Genomic DNA, 13,904 nt, shown 5'->3' with positions numbered 1-13,904 from the left:
GCTTCAAGGCCTTTATACACCTGCCCGGGCTTATTCCACCGTCACCGATTTGGCAAGGTTTCTTGGCTGGTCAACATCCGTCCCCTTCAGTACCGCGACATGGTAGGCCAATAATTGCAAGGGTATGGTATAGAGTATAGGTGAAATTTCGTTATCCACCTGCGGCACTTTAATCATTTGCACAGCGCCGTTGACCGCCGGCACCAAAGTCTCGTCCATAAAGACAATCAACTGCCCGCCCCGCGCACTGACTTCTTCCATATTGGACTGAAGCTTTTCCAACAGGCTATTGTTAGGGGCAACGGTAATTACCGGCATATCGGCATCAATCAACGCCAAAGGCCCGTGTTTCAACTCGCCCGCCGGATAGGCTTCGGCATGGATATAAGAAATTTCCTTTAACTTTAACGCCCCTTCCATCGCTATCGGATAATGCGCCCCACGTCCTAAAAACAAGGCATTATTCTTTTCGGCAAACTGCTCGGACAATAACCGGATAGGGTCATTCAGACGCAATACCTTGTCGATTTTCTGCGGCAAACTGAACAACTGGGCGGTAATTTTTGCCTCCAACGCGGCATCCAATTGGAAACGCCGCCCCAACGCCATCACCAACAGCATCAGCGTGACCAGTTGGGTGGTAAAGGCTTTGGTTGAAGCCACACCGATTTCCGGACCTGCGCGGGTCATCAGCACCAGGTCGGACTCCCTGACCAAAGAGCTTTCCGGCACATTGCACAACGTTAAGGAATACTTCGCCCCGAGTTTTTTCGCTTCCTGCAAGGCCGCCAAGGTATCGGCAGTCTCGCCGGATTGGGAAATAGTCACCACCAACGTATCCGCCGCCAACATCGGCTTGCGATAACGAAATTCACTGGCGACCTCGACTTGGCAAGGTATCCGCGCCAACTCCTCAAACCAATACCGTGCCACCAAACCCGCATGATAACTGGTTCCGCACGCTAAAATCTGCACCGCCTTAACCTCGTCAAACATCTGCGCGGCATTATGGCCGAAAGCGCTTTCCTGCAAACGGTGATTGATGAAACGTCCCTCTAAGGTTTGCGCAATAGCGGTAGGCTGTTCGTAAATCTCCTTCAGCATATAATGCCGATACGCGCCCTTATCGACCGCATCGGGGCTGAGCAGGCTTTCCCTAATAGGCCGCTCGACACGCTGACCGTCAGCATTATAAATCTCTACCGAACCTATCCGCAACGCGGCAATATCACCCTCTTCCAGAAACATAAACCGCTGCGTCACCGGCAACAAAGCCGCGACATCGGATGCGATAAAATACTCGCCGATACCCACACCAATCACCAAAGGGCTGCCCTTACGGCAAGCAACCAGCACATCCGGCTCATCGGCGCTGATAATCCCCAAGGCATAAGCACCGGACAATTTTTGCACCGCTTGCCGAACCGCCGCAAGCAAATTGCCCGCCGTGCGCAAAGCCCCGAATACCTCATGGACAATGACCTCGGTATCGGTTTGCGAAGTAAATTCATAGCCTTGCGCCAATTGTTCGGCCTTCAGCACGGCATAGTTCTCAATAATACCGTTATGCACCACCGCCACCTTATCACCACTGGTATGGGGATGGGCATTAGCGGTGCTGGGTTTACCGTGGGTCGCCCACCGGGTATGGGCAATACCCAGCAAACCCGGCATCGGGTCGGCCTCCACCAACGCCGCCAAGCCCTGCACCTTACCCAGTTCGCGTTTACGGTGGAGCTCGCCGCCATTGACCACCGCCAACCCCGCCGAATCGTAGCCACGGTATTCTAAACGCCGCAAGCCTTCCAATAAAATAGGTACGACATTACGTTGGGCGATACCGCCGACTATTCCACACATACTTAACTCTCCTTTTTGCTTGGCCGTTGCCAACCAGGAACAGAAAATTGCTTACCCCTGCTTAAAGTCAATTGGCCTTCAGGGGCATCGCGGGTGATGGTCGAACCGGCACCGATGGTGGCATTTTTACCGATAGTGACCGGGGCGACCAATTGGCTGTCGGAACCGATAAACGCCCCGTCGCCGATGACCGTCTTAAACTTATTCGCACCATCATAATTACAAGTGATGGTGCCCGCACCAATATTGACCTTACTGCCGACACTGGTGTCGCCAATATAACTTAAATGATTGATCTTACTAGCTTCGGCAACTGATGATTTTTTTAGTTCAACAAAGTTACCAATATGCACATTATCGGCCAAAACCGTTTCTGGCCGCAACCGCGCATAAGGGCCGATACGGCTGCCCTGCCCTATGACCGCACCCTCCAGCACACAACAGCCAAAAATTTCAACATCATCGGCGATTTGGCAGTCCTTAATTTGGGTGTTCGGACCAATTTTAACACGGTTTCCGATACTGACCGCACCTTCCAAAATCACATTGACATCAATCTCAATGTCCTGCCCCAAGCTGACCACCGTGCCGCGCACATCAAAACGCTGCGGGTCGCGCAAAGTCACCCCTTGCGCCATCAGTTCTTCGGCTTGGCGCATCTGGAAAAACCGCTCCAATTGCGCCAACTGCATCCGGTTGTTCACCCCCAACACCTCTTCTTCCCTATCCGGCTGGCTAGTGACGATACGCACTCCCGCCGCCACCGCCATTTCGATAACATCGGTCAGATAATATTCCTGCTGGGCATTCTGGTTGGTCAACTGCCCCAACCAGGTTTGCAACTGCCCGCCACTGACCGCCATAATCCCGGTATTGACTTCACAGATAGCCTTTTCGGTCGCGTCGGCATCTTTTTCTTCAACAATTTTCAGCACTTGCCCGTCAACATCCCTGACAATCCGCCCGTAACCCGTCGCGTCCGCCAACGTGACCGTCAATAACGCCAAGGTTTGCGGACTGACATCCGCCAACAATTGCCGGACAGTCGCCAATTTTAACAACGGCACATCGCCGTATAAAATCAACACCGTATCATCCGCGCCGATAAACGGGCTGGCTTGCTGCACCGCATGGCCCGTGCCCCATTGCTGGTGCTGTCCGATCCAATTGACCCGGCAGTCCGCCAACGCCTGTTTGACCTGCTCCGCACCATGGCCAACGACAATATGGATGCTATTGTCCGCCACTTGGCTGCTCATATCATAGACATGCCGCAACAACGGCCTACCCGCAATGCCATGCAACACCTTAGGCAAATCCGAACGCATCCGCGTCCCCTTACCCGCCGCCAAAATAACCGTAGTGATTTTCATTTCCTATCCCGTTAAATAAAAAAGCCCGATAGCGCTTACACGTTACCGGGCTTTGATAAACTGTTTTAACATGATTGCTAAGGGTGACAATCAAGCATCAGTGTTCATAACTTATTCGCCACGCTTTCTCAGCCTGTCCAATGTCCGCAACTGCATGATAGCCTGCAACAATTGGGCATGGGCGGATTCATAATCGATCTTACCCGACCTGTCCGCCAACGCCTCTTCGGCCCTTGCCTTCGCTTCCATCGCCGCCGCCTCATCAATATCTTTCGCCCTGATGGCGGTATCCGCCAACACGGTGACCAGATGCGGCTGCACTTCCAGAATACCGCCGGAAATAAAGAACGGATACTGTTCCTTATCCGAGACCTTCACCCGCACTTCACCTGGGTTTAACTTAGTAATGAAAGGCGCGTGGCGCGGGGAAATACCTACTTCGCCTAATTCAGCAGGCGCAAAGAGCATTTCCGCCAAACCGGAAAAGATTTCCTTTTCTGCGCTTACGATGTCTACATGTACGGTCATGGTCATTGATTTTACCTAAACTGACATTAAGCTTTCATGGCCTTTGCTTTTTCCAACACTTCCTCAATGGTACCGACCATATAGAAAGCCTGTTCTGGAATCGCATCGAACTCGCCGTTAATAATGCCTTTAAAGCCCGCAATGGTATCTTTCAAAGACACATACTTACCCGGCGAACCGGTAAAGACTTCAGCAACAAAGAAAGGTTGTGACAAGAAACGTTGGATTTTACGCGCCCGGGCAACGGTTTGCTTGTCTTCTTCCGACAACTCATCCATACCCAAAATGGCGATAATATCACGCAACTCTTTATAGCGTTGCAAAATTCCTTGGACTTTACGCGCCACATCATAATGCTCCTGACCGATAACCAGCGGATCCAATTGGCGGCTGGTGGAGTCTAAAGGATCAATCGCCGGATAAATACCCAGCTCGGCAATTTGCCGTGACAATACCACCGTCGCGTCCAAATGCGCGAAAGTTGTCGCAGGTGACGGGTCAGTCAAGTCGTCGGCAGGTACATAAACCGCTTGGATAGACGTGATAGAACCTGTTTTGGTTGAGGTGATACGTTCTTGCAGAACGCCCATTTCCTCAGCCAAGGTCGGCTGATACCCTACCGCAGACGGCATACGGCCTAACAGCGCCGACACTTCGGTACCCGCCAAGGTATAACGGTAAATGTTATCGACGAAGAACAACACGTCGCGGCCTTCATCACGGAAATATTCCGCCATAGTCAGACCGGTCAACGCCACGCGCAATCTGTTGCCGGGCGGCTCGTTCATCTGACCGTAAACCAACGATACCTTGTCGATAACGTTAGAGTCAGTCATTTCATGGTAGAAGTCGTTACCTTCACGCGTACGTTCACCGACACCGGCGAACACCGAATAACCGCTGTGCTCGATAGCGATGTTACGGATCAATTCCATCATGTTAACGGTCTTGCCCACACCCGCACCACCGAACAGACCAACCTTACCGCCTTTGGAGAAAGGACAGATCAAATCGATAACCTTAATACCGGTTTCCAACAGCTCATTAGCCGCCGCCTGTTCCGCATAGCTCGGCGCTTCACGGTGGATACCCCATTTGACTTTTTCGCCGATAGGCCCCTTTTCGTCGATAGGCTCACCCAGAACGTTCATAATACGTCCTAAGGTCTCTTGACCGACTGGCACAGAAATAGGCGCGTTGGTATTGTTAACGGTCAGGCCACGACCCAAACCGTCGGTGGTACCCATAGCAATCGCCCGGACCACACCATCACCAATTTGTTGCTGGACTTCCAGCACCAAACCATTTCCTTCTACAATTAAAGCATCATAAACTTTGGGCAATTCTTCTCGTGAAAACTCCACGTCGACGACCGCACCAATAATCTGAACGATTTTACCCGAACTCATTAAGTTGTCCTCTTAGTTTTTTATCATTTTGCTAGGGCGTTAGGCAAGGTACGGGACCTTTAAGCCAAGCCGCCAATTCTGCCATCCCTTGCTTAGGCACTTGGGCATAACGATCCCCGCCCGTCGCTTTAAACGGCTGCGGCGCCGGCAACAATTTCGGAAATTTCCTGCGTAATGGCAGCCTGCCGGGCTTTGTTATAAACCAACTGAAGCTCTTTAATCAGCTTGCCCGCATTATCGGAAGCCCCTTTCATCGCCACCATTCTGGCGGCCTGTTCGCAAGCATTGTTTTCCACCAAACCCTGATAGACAATGGCTTCGATATAACGTGTCAGCAGATGGTCAAGCACCTCTTTGGCATCGGGTTCATAAAGGTAATCCCAATGGCCGCCCAACTCGCCTGCAATCTCATCGGCAGCGACCGGCAACAGCTTTTCGGCAGTCGGACGCTGGGTCATGGTGTTGACAAACTCGTTACTGATGACATGCAGCTCATCAATGCGGTTTTCCGCAAACGCATCCAACATTATCTTAATGATACCGATAATGTCGCTAAGATGCGGCGCATCACCCAGCTTACCGGCTTGGCCTACCAGCTTGGCATGTTTCAGGCCGCTAAAAAAACTGGCCGCTTTTGTGCCGATGGTGCACACATCCACTTCAACGCCGTCCTGTTGCCATTGCGTCAACAACCCTAATGACTTTCTGAACAAGTTGGAGTTTAAGCCGCCACACAAGCCCCTATCGGAACTGACGACAATCAGCCCGACCCGTTTGACATCACGCTTAACCAAAAAGGGATGCTTATATTCAGGGTTTGCTTGCGCCAGATGCTTAATGATCTGCGCCATTTTTTTCGCATAAGGGCGTGTTGCCTGCATTCTGTCTTTTGTTTTACGCATTTTACTCGCGGCAACCATCTCCATTGCGCGGGTGATTTTCTGAGTATTCTTGATACTCGCAATCTTGGTGCGTATTTCTTTACCAACAGCCATTTTGAGACCCTTTTACCAACTATGAGTTTTAATGAAGGTTTCTATAGCAGCCTGCATACCCTGTTTGATTTCATTGCTAAAATCACCCGTCTCATTAATGGAATCCATCAGAGCGGCGTGTTCGGCTTTCATGTAGCCATGTAAGGCCGCTTCAAAATCCAGCACCTTATTGACTTCAACCGAATCAAGGAAACCCTCATTGGCGGCAAACAAAGAAACGGCCATTTGCGCAACTGACATCGGCGAATATTGATTTTGTTTCATCAATTCCGTAACCCGTTGGCCACGCTCAATTTGTTTTCTGGTGCTTTCGTCAAGGTCAGACGCGAACTGGGCAAATGCCGCCAACTCACGGTATTGCGCCAAGTCCAAACGGGTACCGCCACCTAACTTTTTAATGATCTTGGTTTGTGCCGCACCGCCTACCCGCGATACCGACAGACCCGCGTTAACCGCTGGCCGGATACCCGCGTTGAACAGGTTGCTTTCCAAGAAAATTTGTCCGTCGGTGATGGAGATCACGTTAGTCGGTACGAAGGCCGATACGTCACCGCCTTGGGTTTCGATAATCGGCAACGCGGTCAACGAACCGGTTTTGCCTTTCACCTTACCGCCGGTCAGCTTTTCGACTTCGTCGGCGTTGATACGCGCGGCGCGTTCCAACAAGCGCGAATGCAGATAGAACACGTCACCCGGATACGCTTCACGGCCTGGCGGACGGCGCAACAACAGCGACACTTGACGGTAAGCCCAGGCTTGTTTGGTCAAATCGTCATAAATGATCAGTGCGTCTTCACCACGGTCACGGAAAAACTCGCCCATTGAACAGCCGGTATACGGGGCAATGAACTGCATAGCCGCCGATTCGGAAGCGGAAGCCGCGACGATGATGGTATGCTCCATCGCGCCATGCTCTTCCAACTTACGCACCACGTTGGCGATAGATGAACGTTTTTGGCCGATAGCGACATAAATACACTTAATGCCGGTGCCTTTTTGGTTGATGATGGCATCAACGGCGATAGCGGTTTTACCGGTTTGGCGGTCGCCGATGATCAGCTCGCGCTGGCCGCGGCCAACCGGAATCATCGCGTCAATGGATTTCAAGCCCAATTGGACGGGCTGGTCAACCGATTGGCGGGCAATAACGCCAGGGGCAATCTTTTCGATAGGTGCAGTTTCGTTGGTGTCAATCGGGCCTTTGCCGTCAATCGGGTTGCCTAAGGCATCGACGACGCGGCCTAACAACGCTTCACCGACCGGGACTTCCAAAATCCGTCCGGTACACTTTACGGTGTCGCCTTCGGAAATGTGCTGGTAAGAACCTAAAATAACCACACCGACGGAATCCCTTTCAAGATTCAACGCCATACCGAAGGTATTTTGCGGGAACTCTAACATTTCCCCTTGCATTGCTGCGGAAAGGCCATGAACCCTGACGATACCGTCAGACACACTGACCACGGTGCCTTCCGTATGAGATTCAGAACTCAAATCAAAGCTTTCGATCTTCTTTTTAATCAGATCACTAATTTCAGATGGGTTTAATTGCATGATTTTTTCTCACTCTCACTGAAGAGTTTTTTGCATGTGTTGAAGCCGGCCTCTAATAGAACCGTCAATTACTTGATCGCCAGCGCGTACCAGAACACCGCCAATGAGTGATTTGTCTACGGCTACATTCATATTAATTTTTTTGCCCAGCGATTTTTCCAGAGTGTCGGCAAGCCCTTTATGGGCGGCTTCTGACAGCTCATAAGCGGATGTCACCTGGACATCAAGATAACCTTCATACTCCGCCTTATACTCTTCAAACAGCTTGGCAATTGTCGGCAACAAAGGCAGACGACCGTTTTGCACCAGCAATTTAAGGAAATTAGCCGCTTCTTCATCAAGTTGGCCTTGACAAATATCGAGCAAAAGAGTAGCTACGCTTTGCTTACCGATCTTAGGGTTATCAACTACGCCAGAAATGTCCCCACTGCCGATAACCGCCGCCATAAACGCCAAACCTTGCGACCAGCTTTGCATAGCCGCCGTCTCTTTGGCGCGTTTAAACGCCGCTACCGCATAAGGTCTTGCCGATGTCGCCAATTCGCTCATGGTGCTTAACCTAATTGATTAGAGACATTATTAATAATGTCCTGATGCTTAGCCGCGTCGATTTCCGCACCCAAGATTTGTTCGGCGGCGATCAGCGCCAACTTAGCAACTTCTTGGCGCAGGCCGTCTTTGGCTTGCTGCATTTCTTGCTCAACTTGTGCGCGTGCTGCCAGAACCAAACGCTCGCCTTCTTTTTTGGCGGCATCTTTCGATTCTTCAACAATTTCGTTCGCACGTTTTTGCGCAAGGCTGACAATTTCCGCAGACTGCGTTTTGGCCTCTTTCAAATAGCTTTTGGCTTTTTTCTCGGCCAACTGCATTTCTTCCTGACCTTTTTCAGCCGCCGCCAAACCTTCGGCAATTTTCTTTCTACGTTCTTCTAAAGAGTCAAATAAAGGTGGCCAAATGTACTTCATGGTAAACCATACCAGAAGTGCAAAGGTAATCATTTGCCCAATCAGAGTAGCATTGATGCTCACGATGCGTTCCTCTTGTCGCTATTAAAATTAGACTGTTTAATTAGCCTGCCGCAGCAGCTTGGACAGCAGACAAGAACGGATTTGCAAAGGTAAAGAATAACGCCAAACCGACACCGATCATGGTTACCGCGTCCAACAGACCGGCGACAACGAACATTTTTACTTGCAGCATAGGCACCATCTCTGGTTGGCGGGCCGCACCTTCCAGGAATTTACCGCCCAACAGACCGAAGCCTATCGCAGTACCTAAAGCGCCCATACCTAAAACCAGACCTACTGCGATAGCAGTCATACCTTGCACATCAGCAATCAATCTTGCAATTTCCATGAAACCTCCAAAACGTATATCAAGTTATAAAAAAGTGTAAAAAATTAATGGTCTTCGTGCGCCATACTCAAATAAACAATCGTCAGCACCATAAAGATGAACGCTTGCAGGGTAATGATCAGAATATGGAAAATGGCCCAAGGAAAACTCAAAACCGGTTGGATATACCAAGGCAGTAAAGCGATCAGGATAAAGATCAGCTCGCCCGCATATAAGTTACCGAATAACCGCAGCGCCAGTGAAATGGGCTTGGCCAGCTCTTCGACCAACTTCAGCAACAGGTTAAACGGCAACAGCCACGGCCCGAACGGCTGCAAGGTCAGTTCTTTGGTAAAGCCCCATACGCCCTTAATCTTGATGCTGTAAAAAATAATCAAGAAAAATACGGAAATGGACATGGCAAACGTGGCGTTCAAATCGGTACTCGGCACCACCCGCAAATAATCGATGCCCATTAAGGAACCGATCAGCGGCAAAATGTCTACAGGGAACAAGTCCATAAAGTTCCACAAGAACACCCAGCAAAAGATGGTCAACGCCAGCGGCGCGATCAGTTTGCTATGGCCGTGGAAGCTGTCTTTGACTTGCGTGTCGACAAACTCAATGAGCATTTCGGCAAAACTTTGCGCCAAACCCGGCACCCCGGCGGTGGCTTTATCGGCGGCGGTCTTAAAAAACCAAACGAACAAGCCGCCTAAAACCGCTGAGAAAAACAAAGTGTCAAGATGTAATGACCAAAAGCCTTCGCCAACCCGCAGCGCAGTCAAATGGTGAATAATATATCCGGTTGCACCTTCGGCAGCGTGAGCTTCGGTAGCCATTGTTCCTCTCTTTAAATAGTCAATGTCAACGCATTAATAGCGCGAACCAAAAAACGGCTATTGCCGCCATATAGGTGGACAATAGTGGAAATATGTTTATGTTAGGAAGCTGAAAAGCCGCAGCAAACAAGATAACCGTCAGCGCCCATTTACCCGCCTCACCCAAGTAAAAGCGGTTAATGAGGATTTTTGCGGACTTGCCGGCCGGATTGCGCATTTGCCAACCAAAAAACGCATTGGGGATAAACGCCACCACCCCGCCCACAGCAGCCGAACCCGCCTGTTGCCATCCTAATACGACAGCAAAGCCGAAAACGGCAGTTGTTATTATCAGAAATTGATAAATAAGCACTTTGCTGACAGTAGATAATTTTCTAGCTGCCACCTGACAAACTCCAAACATAAAAGCTGTTGGATTATAACGACCTGTTTTGATTAAATCAAGGTCGGTGTGTCGGCAATTGCTTTAGGCTGCCCCTTATCAACGCCTTACACGGCTTTTTTCTGCTTTATTTTTCAAAATATTAGCAATTTCACCACGTTTTTGGCAAAATGGTGGACACCCTAAATCCTTATAAAAAATAAGGTATATAGCGGACGGTTATTACCCCACAAGATAAGCTCCGCACAGCTAATCCTTCCCCGCATCGGCCACTCAAGCCTGACCAACCGCTAAACGGGAAAACAATATGACGGGTATCCGAGAGCGGTAATTTTTGTTTAAAAAACGTCTCTCACAAAGAACAGGGACAAATTGATTGATAAGCAAAAAACAGCCTTCATACAGCCCGCAGTTAACGCCGTTGAATCTACGGATTCCAGAGCCAATGCGTTTTAGGGAAAAGAATTTAGCATATCGCAAGGACATTGACCAGACAAAAAAACCGCAATAGGACATACAAAGCCAAAACTACGCGATAAAGCAATCGGAACACTGCTTTTGTCATTCATACCCTACATCCACAAGCCTTTGCCCCTACGCCAATCTATGCGATTATAAGTCCATCACCGACCGATCAGGACTTATACCATGCAGGGCCAACTGAAAAAAATGTCCGGGCAACTCGCCTCGCCCATCTTATACGACCTACCGCTAAACGACACCAAAATCCCCCTCAACCCGTTCATCGGCCAGCCCATCAAACTGACCAACACCGGCAAAATCCTCTGCCTGCACTGCGGCAAAGCCATTAAAAAGACCTATAACCAAGGCTATTGCTACCCCTGCTTCATCTCTTTGGCGGAATGCGATTTGTGCATCGTCAAACCCCATACCTGCCATTATGCGGCGGGGACATGCCGGGAGCCGAGCTGGGGCGAAGCGTTTTGTTTCCAACCGCATATCGTCTATCTGGCCAACTCCAGCGGCATTAAAGTCGGCATCACCCGTGCCACCCAAATCCCGACCCGTTGGATAGACCAAGGCGCGAGCCAAGCTTTGGCAATTTTTCAAACGTCATCGCGCCAGATTGCCGGATTGGTGGAAATGGTGTTGGCCCAGCATATCAGCGACAAGACCAACTGGCAGCAAATGCTGAAAAAAACCGCCGAGCCTATCGACCTGCCGGAACGGCGCGACCACTTGTTGCACTTGTGCGCCGCCGAGCTGGCGGCCATCAGCGAACGCTTTGGCGTAGGAGCGGTTGAACCGCTAAGGGGAGACGTGGTGGAATTGGCATTTCCGGTCAGCCAATACCCCACTAAGATCAAATCCCTGTGCCTGATCAAAACCCCGGAAATTTCCGGCATCCTATTAGGCATAAAAGGACAATATTTGCTGTTAGACAGCGGCGTGTTAAATATCCGCAAATACACCGGCTACGAAGTAGACTTCCAAGCCTAAGCATTAAACGGGAGCGCGGGCATCTTGCCCGCACAAGAGCGGGTAAGATGCCCGCGCTCCAAAGAGACAGCAGGCCGGGCAAACCCCGTTAACACTTAGGAACGTATATGAAATTAAGTGGACGTTTATTACACCTCAGCGTATTAAACCCCACCCCAGCCCTTGACAGGGGAGGGAGCAAATGGCTTCCCCGTCATGCAGGCGAACATTAGAAGAAAAGCCCCTCCCCCTGCCAAGGGGGAGCCCTTCGGCTTCGCTCAGGAGGGAGGGGGTTGCCGTACTTTCGCCTGTACAACAGGTTTTTATTTCATGCAAATCCCTTAGTGGATAATACCCTGCTCTTTCAACGCGCCATGAATGTCATCCAGTGATTGCGTGTCGGTATCGAAGGCACTGTCCGCCAGTTCGGCAGGGCAAGTGGTGCAAATCGCCACCAAGCCGGCATTCTTCAGCGCCAGCACCAACTCGGCATTGGCGGTTTCCAGCACCGTGGTCGCATGGCCGTTATCAAACAGCTTTCTTTCCAACTGATAGGCCACGGTTGCGCTGTCCGCACCCGTCAACAAAACCGCCGCCGGGGTTTGGCTAAAGCGGGACGCGCGTTCTTCGATACTGACCGATTGCAGGCCTTCATCATCAGATACGCCGATAATCATCCCCGCACCGACCGTACCGTTCGTCAAACGGTCGATGATAATAAATGACCCCGTGCCACGGCTGGTTTTATACGCATCAAACACCACTGGCGATGTCACCGACACTGTACAGCAACCGATTTCGTTCAGCTTAACCTCGGTCGCATCATGATGCTCCAAGGTATTGACATCAATACGGTGATGGATCAGCGACACCGAACCGAACACACTGCGTGTCGCCAGCTTAATGACGTATTGGCGGCCTGGGGTCAGGGCTTTTTCGGTCATCCAAACGATATGCGCCTTAAACTTATCGGCCACCACCGCTGAGACCAGCTCTTTGCCGACCAGCATATCGCCACGGCTCACGTCAATCTCATCTTCCAAGGTCAACGTCACCGACATCGGCGCGAACGCCTGCTCAATATCGCCGTCATAAGTCACGATAGATTTGATCTTACTGCTTTTACCGGACGGCAGAGCGGTGACCAAATCGCCTTTATTGAACACACCTGCCGCGACCGTACCGCAAAAGCCCCGGAAATCCAAGTTAGGACGGTTGACGTATTGGACAGGGAAACGGGCATTGTCAAAATTGCGGTCATGGGCAATCACCACCGTGTTCAACGCTTCCATCATCGGCACACCGGTAAACCACGCCATGTTCTCGCTAGGGTTTACCACGTTATCGCCGTCCAGCGCCGACATCGGGATAAACTGCACGTCTTGCAAATCCAAAGTGGCAATAAAATGCAAATAATCGGCTTTGATTTGCTCAAACTTCGCTTCGCTGTACTCAACCAAATCCATTTTGTTAATGGCGACGATAACGTGCTTAATGCCCAGCAACGACGCGATAAAGCTATGGCGCTTGGTTTGGGTTTGCACACCGTAGCGGGCATCGATCAAAATGATCGCCAAATCGCAAGTGGACGCGCCGGTCGCCATATTGCGGGTATATTGCTCATGCCCAGGGGTGTCAGCGATGATGAACTTGCGGGTAGAGGTCGAGAAATAACGGTAAGCCACGTCGATAGTGATGCCTTGCTCACGTTCGGCCTGCAAACCGTCCACCAACAACGCCAAATCGATTTTACCCGCACCCGTGGTGCCGGACTTGACGCTATCGGCCTGCACAGCCGCCAATTGGTCTTCATAAATCATCTTCGAGTCGTGCAATAAGCGGCCTATCAAGGTGCTCTTGCCATCGTCAACGTTACCGCAAGTTAAAAAGCGTAACAGCTCTTTACGTTCATGTTGTGCCAGATAGGCGTTAATATCAGTGCTGATCAGATCGGATTGATGGGACATGGTATTAGATTCAAAGTAAAAGGTTCAAGATAAAAACTGACGTTACGCAGTAACGGGCTTTACCCCCGTTTGCCGCGCCGAGCATCGCAGGTTTTGTCGGGATCAGCCCGAAGGGGCGCGGCAGGGATGCCGCGCGTCGGCAGGAGGGCAGGAGCCCTCTCTGCCGACCCCCGACAAAACCGAGAAGCGCAGGATCAAGCGGCAACCGGGCCGCCTTTT

General features: G+C 50.8%; 13 protein-coding genes. 1 reads left to right on the top strand and 12 read right to left on the bottom strand.

Annotated elements, in window-relative coordinates:
• Window positions 1–30 precede the first annotated feature (30 nt).
• The 11 genes from glmS to AADEFJLK_RS01290 all read right to left on the bottom strand — a co-directional run bounded on the left by glmS (window position 31) and on the right by AADEFJLK_RS01290 (window position 10,281).
• Window positions 31–1,860 (bottom strand): glutamine--fructose-6-phosphate transaminase (isomerizing), encoded by a 1,830-nt coding sequence (glmS, locus tag AADEFJLK_RS01340; RefSeq protein ID WP_088618172.1) that lies wholly within the window; start codon window positions 1,858–1,860, stop codon window positions 31–33.
• A 2-nt stretch (window positions 1,861–1,862) separates the two neighbouring features.
• A complete protein-coding gene (glmU, locus tag AADEFJLK_RS01335; protein ID WP_103973036.1) occupies window positions 1,863–3,233 on the bottom strand; it encodes a bifunctional UDP-N-acetylglucosamine diphosphorylase/glucosamine-1-phosphate N-acetyltransferase GlmU in 1,371 nt (456 codons plus the stop codon).
• Between the two features lie 111 nt (window positions 3,234–3,344).
• Window positions 3,345–3,767, bottom strand: coding sequence for a F0F1 ATP synthase subunit epsilon (locus AADEFJLK_RS01330; RefSeq protein ID WP_088618170.1), 423 nt, complete (start codon window positions 3,765–3,767; stop codon window positions 3,345–3,347).
• Window positions 3,768–3,787: 20 nt separating this feature from the next.
• Window positions 3,788–5,170 carry a F0F1 ATP synthase subunit beta gene (atpD, locus tag AADEFJLK_RS01325; protein ID WP_088618169.1) on the bottom strand — a complete coding sequence of 461 codons (1,383 nt, stop codon included), beginning with the start codon at window positions 5,168–5,170 and terminating at the stop codon, window positions 3,788–3,790.
• 128 nt (window positions 5,171–5,298) lie between these two features.
• The gene (gene atpG, locus AADEFJLK_RS01320) at window positions 5,299–6,165 is read right to left on the bottom strand and encodes a F0F1 ATP synthase subunit gamma (RefSeq protein ID WP_103973035.1); all 867 of its coding nucleotides are present in this window, start codon (window positions 6,163–6,165) and stop codon (window positions 5,299–5,301) included.
• Window positions 6,166–6,177: 12 nt separating this feature from the next.
• Window positions 6,178–7,719 (bottom strand): F0F1 ATP synthase subunit alpha, encoded by a 1,542-nt coding sequence (atpA, locus tag AADEFJLK_RS01315; protein WP_088618167.1) that lies wholly within the window; start codon window positions 7,717–7,719, stop codon window positions 6,178–6,180.
• A 15-nt stretch (window positions 7,720–7,734) separates the two neighbouring features.
• Window positions 7,735–8,268, bottom strand: coding sequence for a F0F1 ATP synthase subunit delta (locus AADEFJLK_RS01310; RefSeq protein ID WP_088618166.1), 534 nt, complete (start codon window positions 8,266–8,268; stop codon window positions 7,735–7,737).
• Between the two features lie 5 nt (window positions 8,269–8,273).
• Window positions 8,274–8,747, bottom strand: a complete 474-nt coding sequence (locus tag AADEFJLK_RS01305) for a F0F1 ATP synthase subunit B (protein ID WP_088618165.1) — start codon at window positions 8,745–8,747, stop codon at window positions 8,274–8,276.
• Window positions 8,748–8,787: 40 nt separating this feature from the next.
• Entirely contained in the window at window positions 8,788–9,075 is a 288-nt protein-coding gene (atpE, locus tag AADEFJLK_RS01300) for a F0F1 ATP synthase subunit C (RefSeq protein WP_019864635.1), read from the bottom strand.
• A 44-nt stretch (window positions 9,076–9,119) separates the two neighbouring features.
• Entirely contained in the window at window positions 9,120–9,896 is a 777-nt protein-coding gene (gene atpB, locus AADEFJLK_RS01295; RefSeq protein WP_088618164.1) for a F0F1 ATP synthase subunit A, read from the bottom strand.
• Between the two features lie 25 nt (window positions 9,897–9,921).
• A complete protein-coding gene (locus tag AADEFJLK_RS01290) occupies window positions 9,922–10,281 on the bottom strand; it encodes an ATP synthase subunit I (protein WP_232463758.1) in 360 nt (119 codons plus the stop codon).
• Window positions 10,282–10,926: 645 nt separating this feature from the next.
• On the opposite strand from AADEFJLK_RS01290, the gene AADEFJLK_RS01285 reads away from it, so the two are divergent.
• Window positions 10,927–11,739, top strand: a complete 813-nt coding sequence (locus AADEFJLK_RS01285; RefSeq protein WP_103973034.1) for a DUF2797 domain-containing protein — start codon at window positions 10,927–10,929, stop codon at window positions 11,737–11,739.
• Between the two features lie 320 nt (window positions 11,740–12,059).
• On the opposite strand, the gene cysN is transcribed toward AADEFJLK_RS01285, so the two are convergent.
• Window positions 12,060–13,685 (bottom strand): sulfate adenylyltransferase subunit CysN, encoded by a 1,626-nt coding sequence (cysN, locus tag AADEFJLK_RS01280; protein WP_103973033.1) that lies wholly within the window; start codon window positions 13,683–13,685, stop codon window positions 12,060–12,062.
• Window positions 13,686–13,904: the final 219 nt, after the last annotated feature.

This window comes from Methylovulum psychrotolerans, assembly GCF_002923755.1.
Lineage (GTDB): Bacteria > Pseudomonadota > Gammaproteobacteria > Methylococcales > Methylomonadaceae > Methylovulum > Methylovulum psychrotolerans.
Note: the sequence above shows the minus strand (reverse complement) of the source record. Positions and strands in the feature narration are given on the sequence as shown.

What these genes read in the sequence shown, in the direction of transcription:
- cysN (WP_103973033.1), bottom strand. Translation starts at nt 13,685, where the DNA reads ATGTCCCATCAATCCGATCTGATCAGCACTGATATTAACGCCTATCTG.
- glmU (WP_103973036.1), bottom strand. Translation starts at nt 3,233, where the DNA reads ATGAAAATCACTACGGTTATTTTGGCGGCGGGTAAGGGGACGCGGATG.
- AADEFJLK_RS01310 (WP_088618166.1), bottom strand. Translation starts at nt 8,268, where the DNA reads ATGAGCGAATTGGCGACATCGGCAAGACCTTATGCGGTAGCGGCGTTT.
- glmS (WP_088618172.1), bottom strand. Translation starts at nt 1,860, where the DNA reads ATGTGTGGAATAGTCGGCGGTATCGCCCAACGTAATGTCGTACCTATT.
- atpB (WP_088618164.1), bottom strand. Translation starts at nt 9,896, where the DNA reads ATGGCTACCGAAGCTCACGCTGCCGAAGGTGCAACCGGATATATTATT.
- atpE (WP_019864635.1), bottom strand. Translation starts at nt 9,075, where the DNA reads ATGGAAATTGCAAGATTGATTGCTGATGTGCAAGGTATGACTGCTATC.
- atpD (WP_088618169.1), bottom strand. Translation starts at nt 5,170, where the DNA reads ATGAGTTCGGGTAAAATCGTTCAGATTATTGGTGCGGTCGTCGACGTG.
- atpA (WP_088618167.1), bottom strand. Translation starts at nt 7,719, where the DNA reads ATGCAATTAAACCCATCTGAAATTAGTGATCTGATTAAAAAGAAGATC.
- AADEFJLK_RS01330 (WP_088618170.1), bottom strand. Translation starts at nt 3,767, where the DNA reads ATGACCATGACCGTACATGTAGACATCGTAAGCGCAGAAAAGGAAATC.
- AADEFJLK_RS01285 (WP_103973034.1), top strand. Translation starts at nt 10,927, where the DNA reads ATGCAGGGCCAACTGAAAAAAATGTCCGGGCAACTCGCCTCGCCCATC.
- atpG (WP_103973035.1), bottom strand. Translation starts at nt 6,165, where the DNA reads ATGGCTGTTGGTAAAGAAATACGCACCAAGATTGCGAGTATCAAGAAT.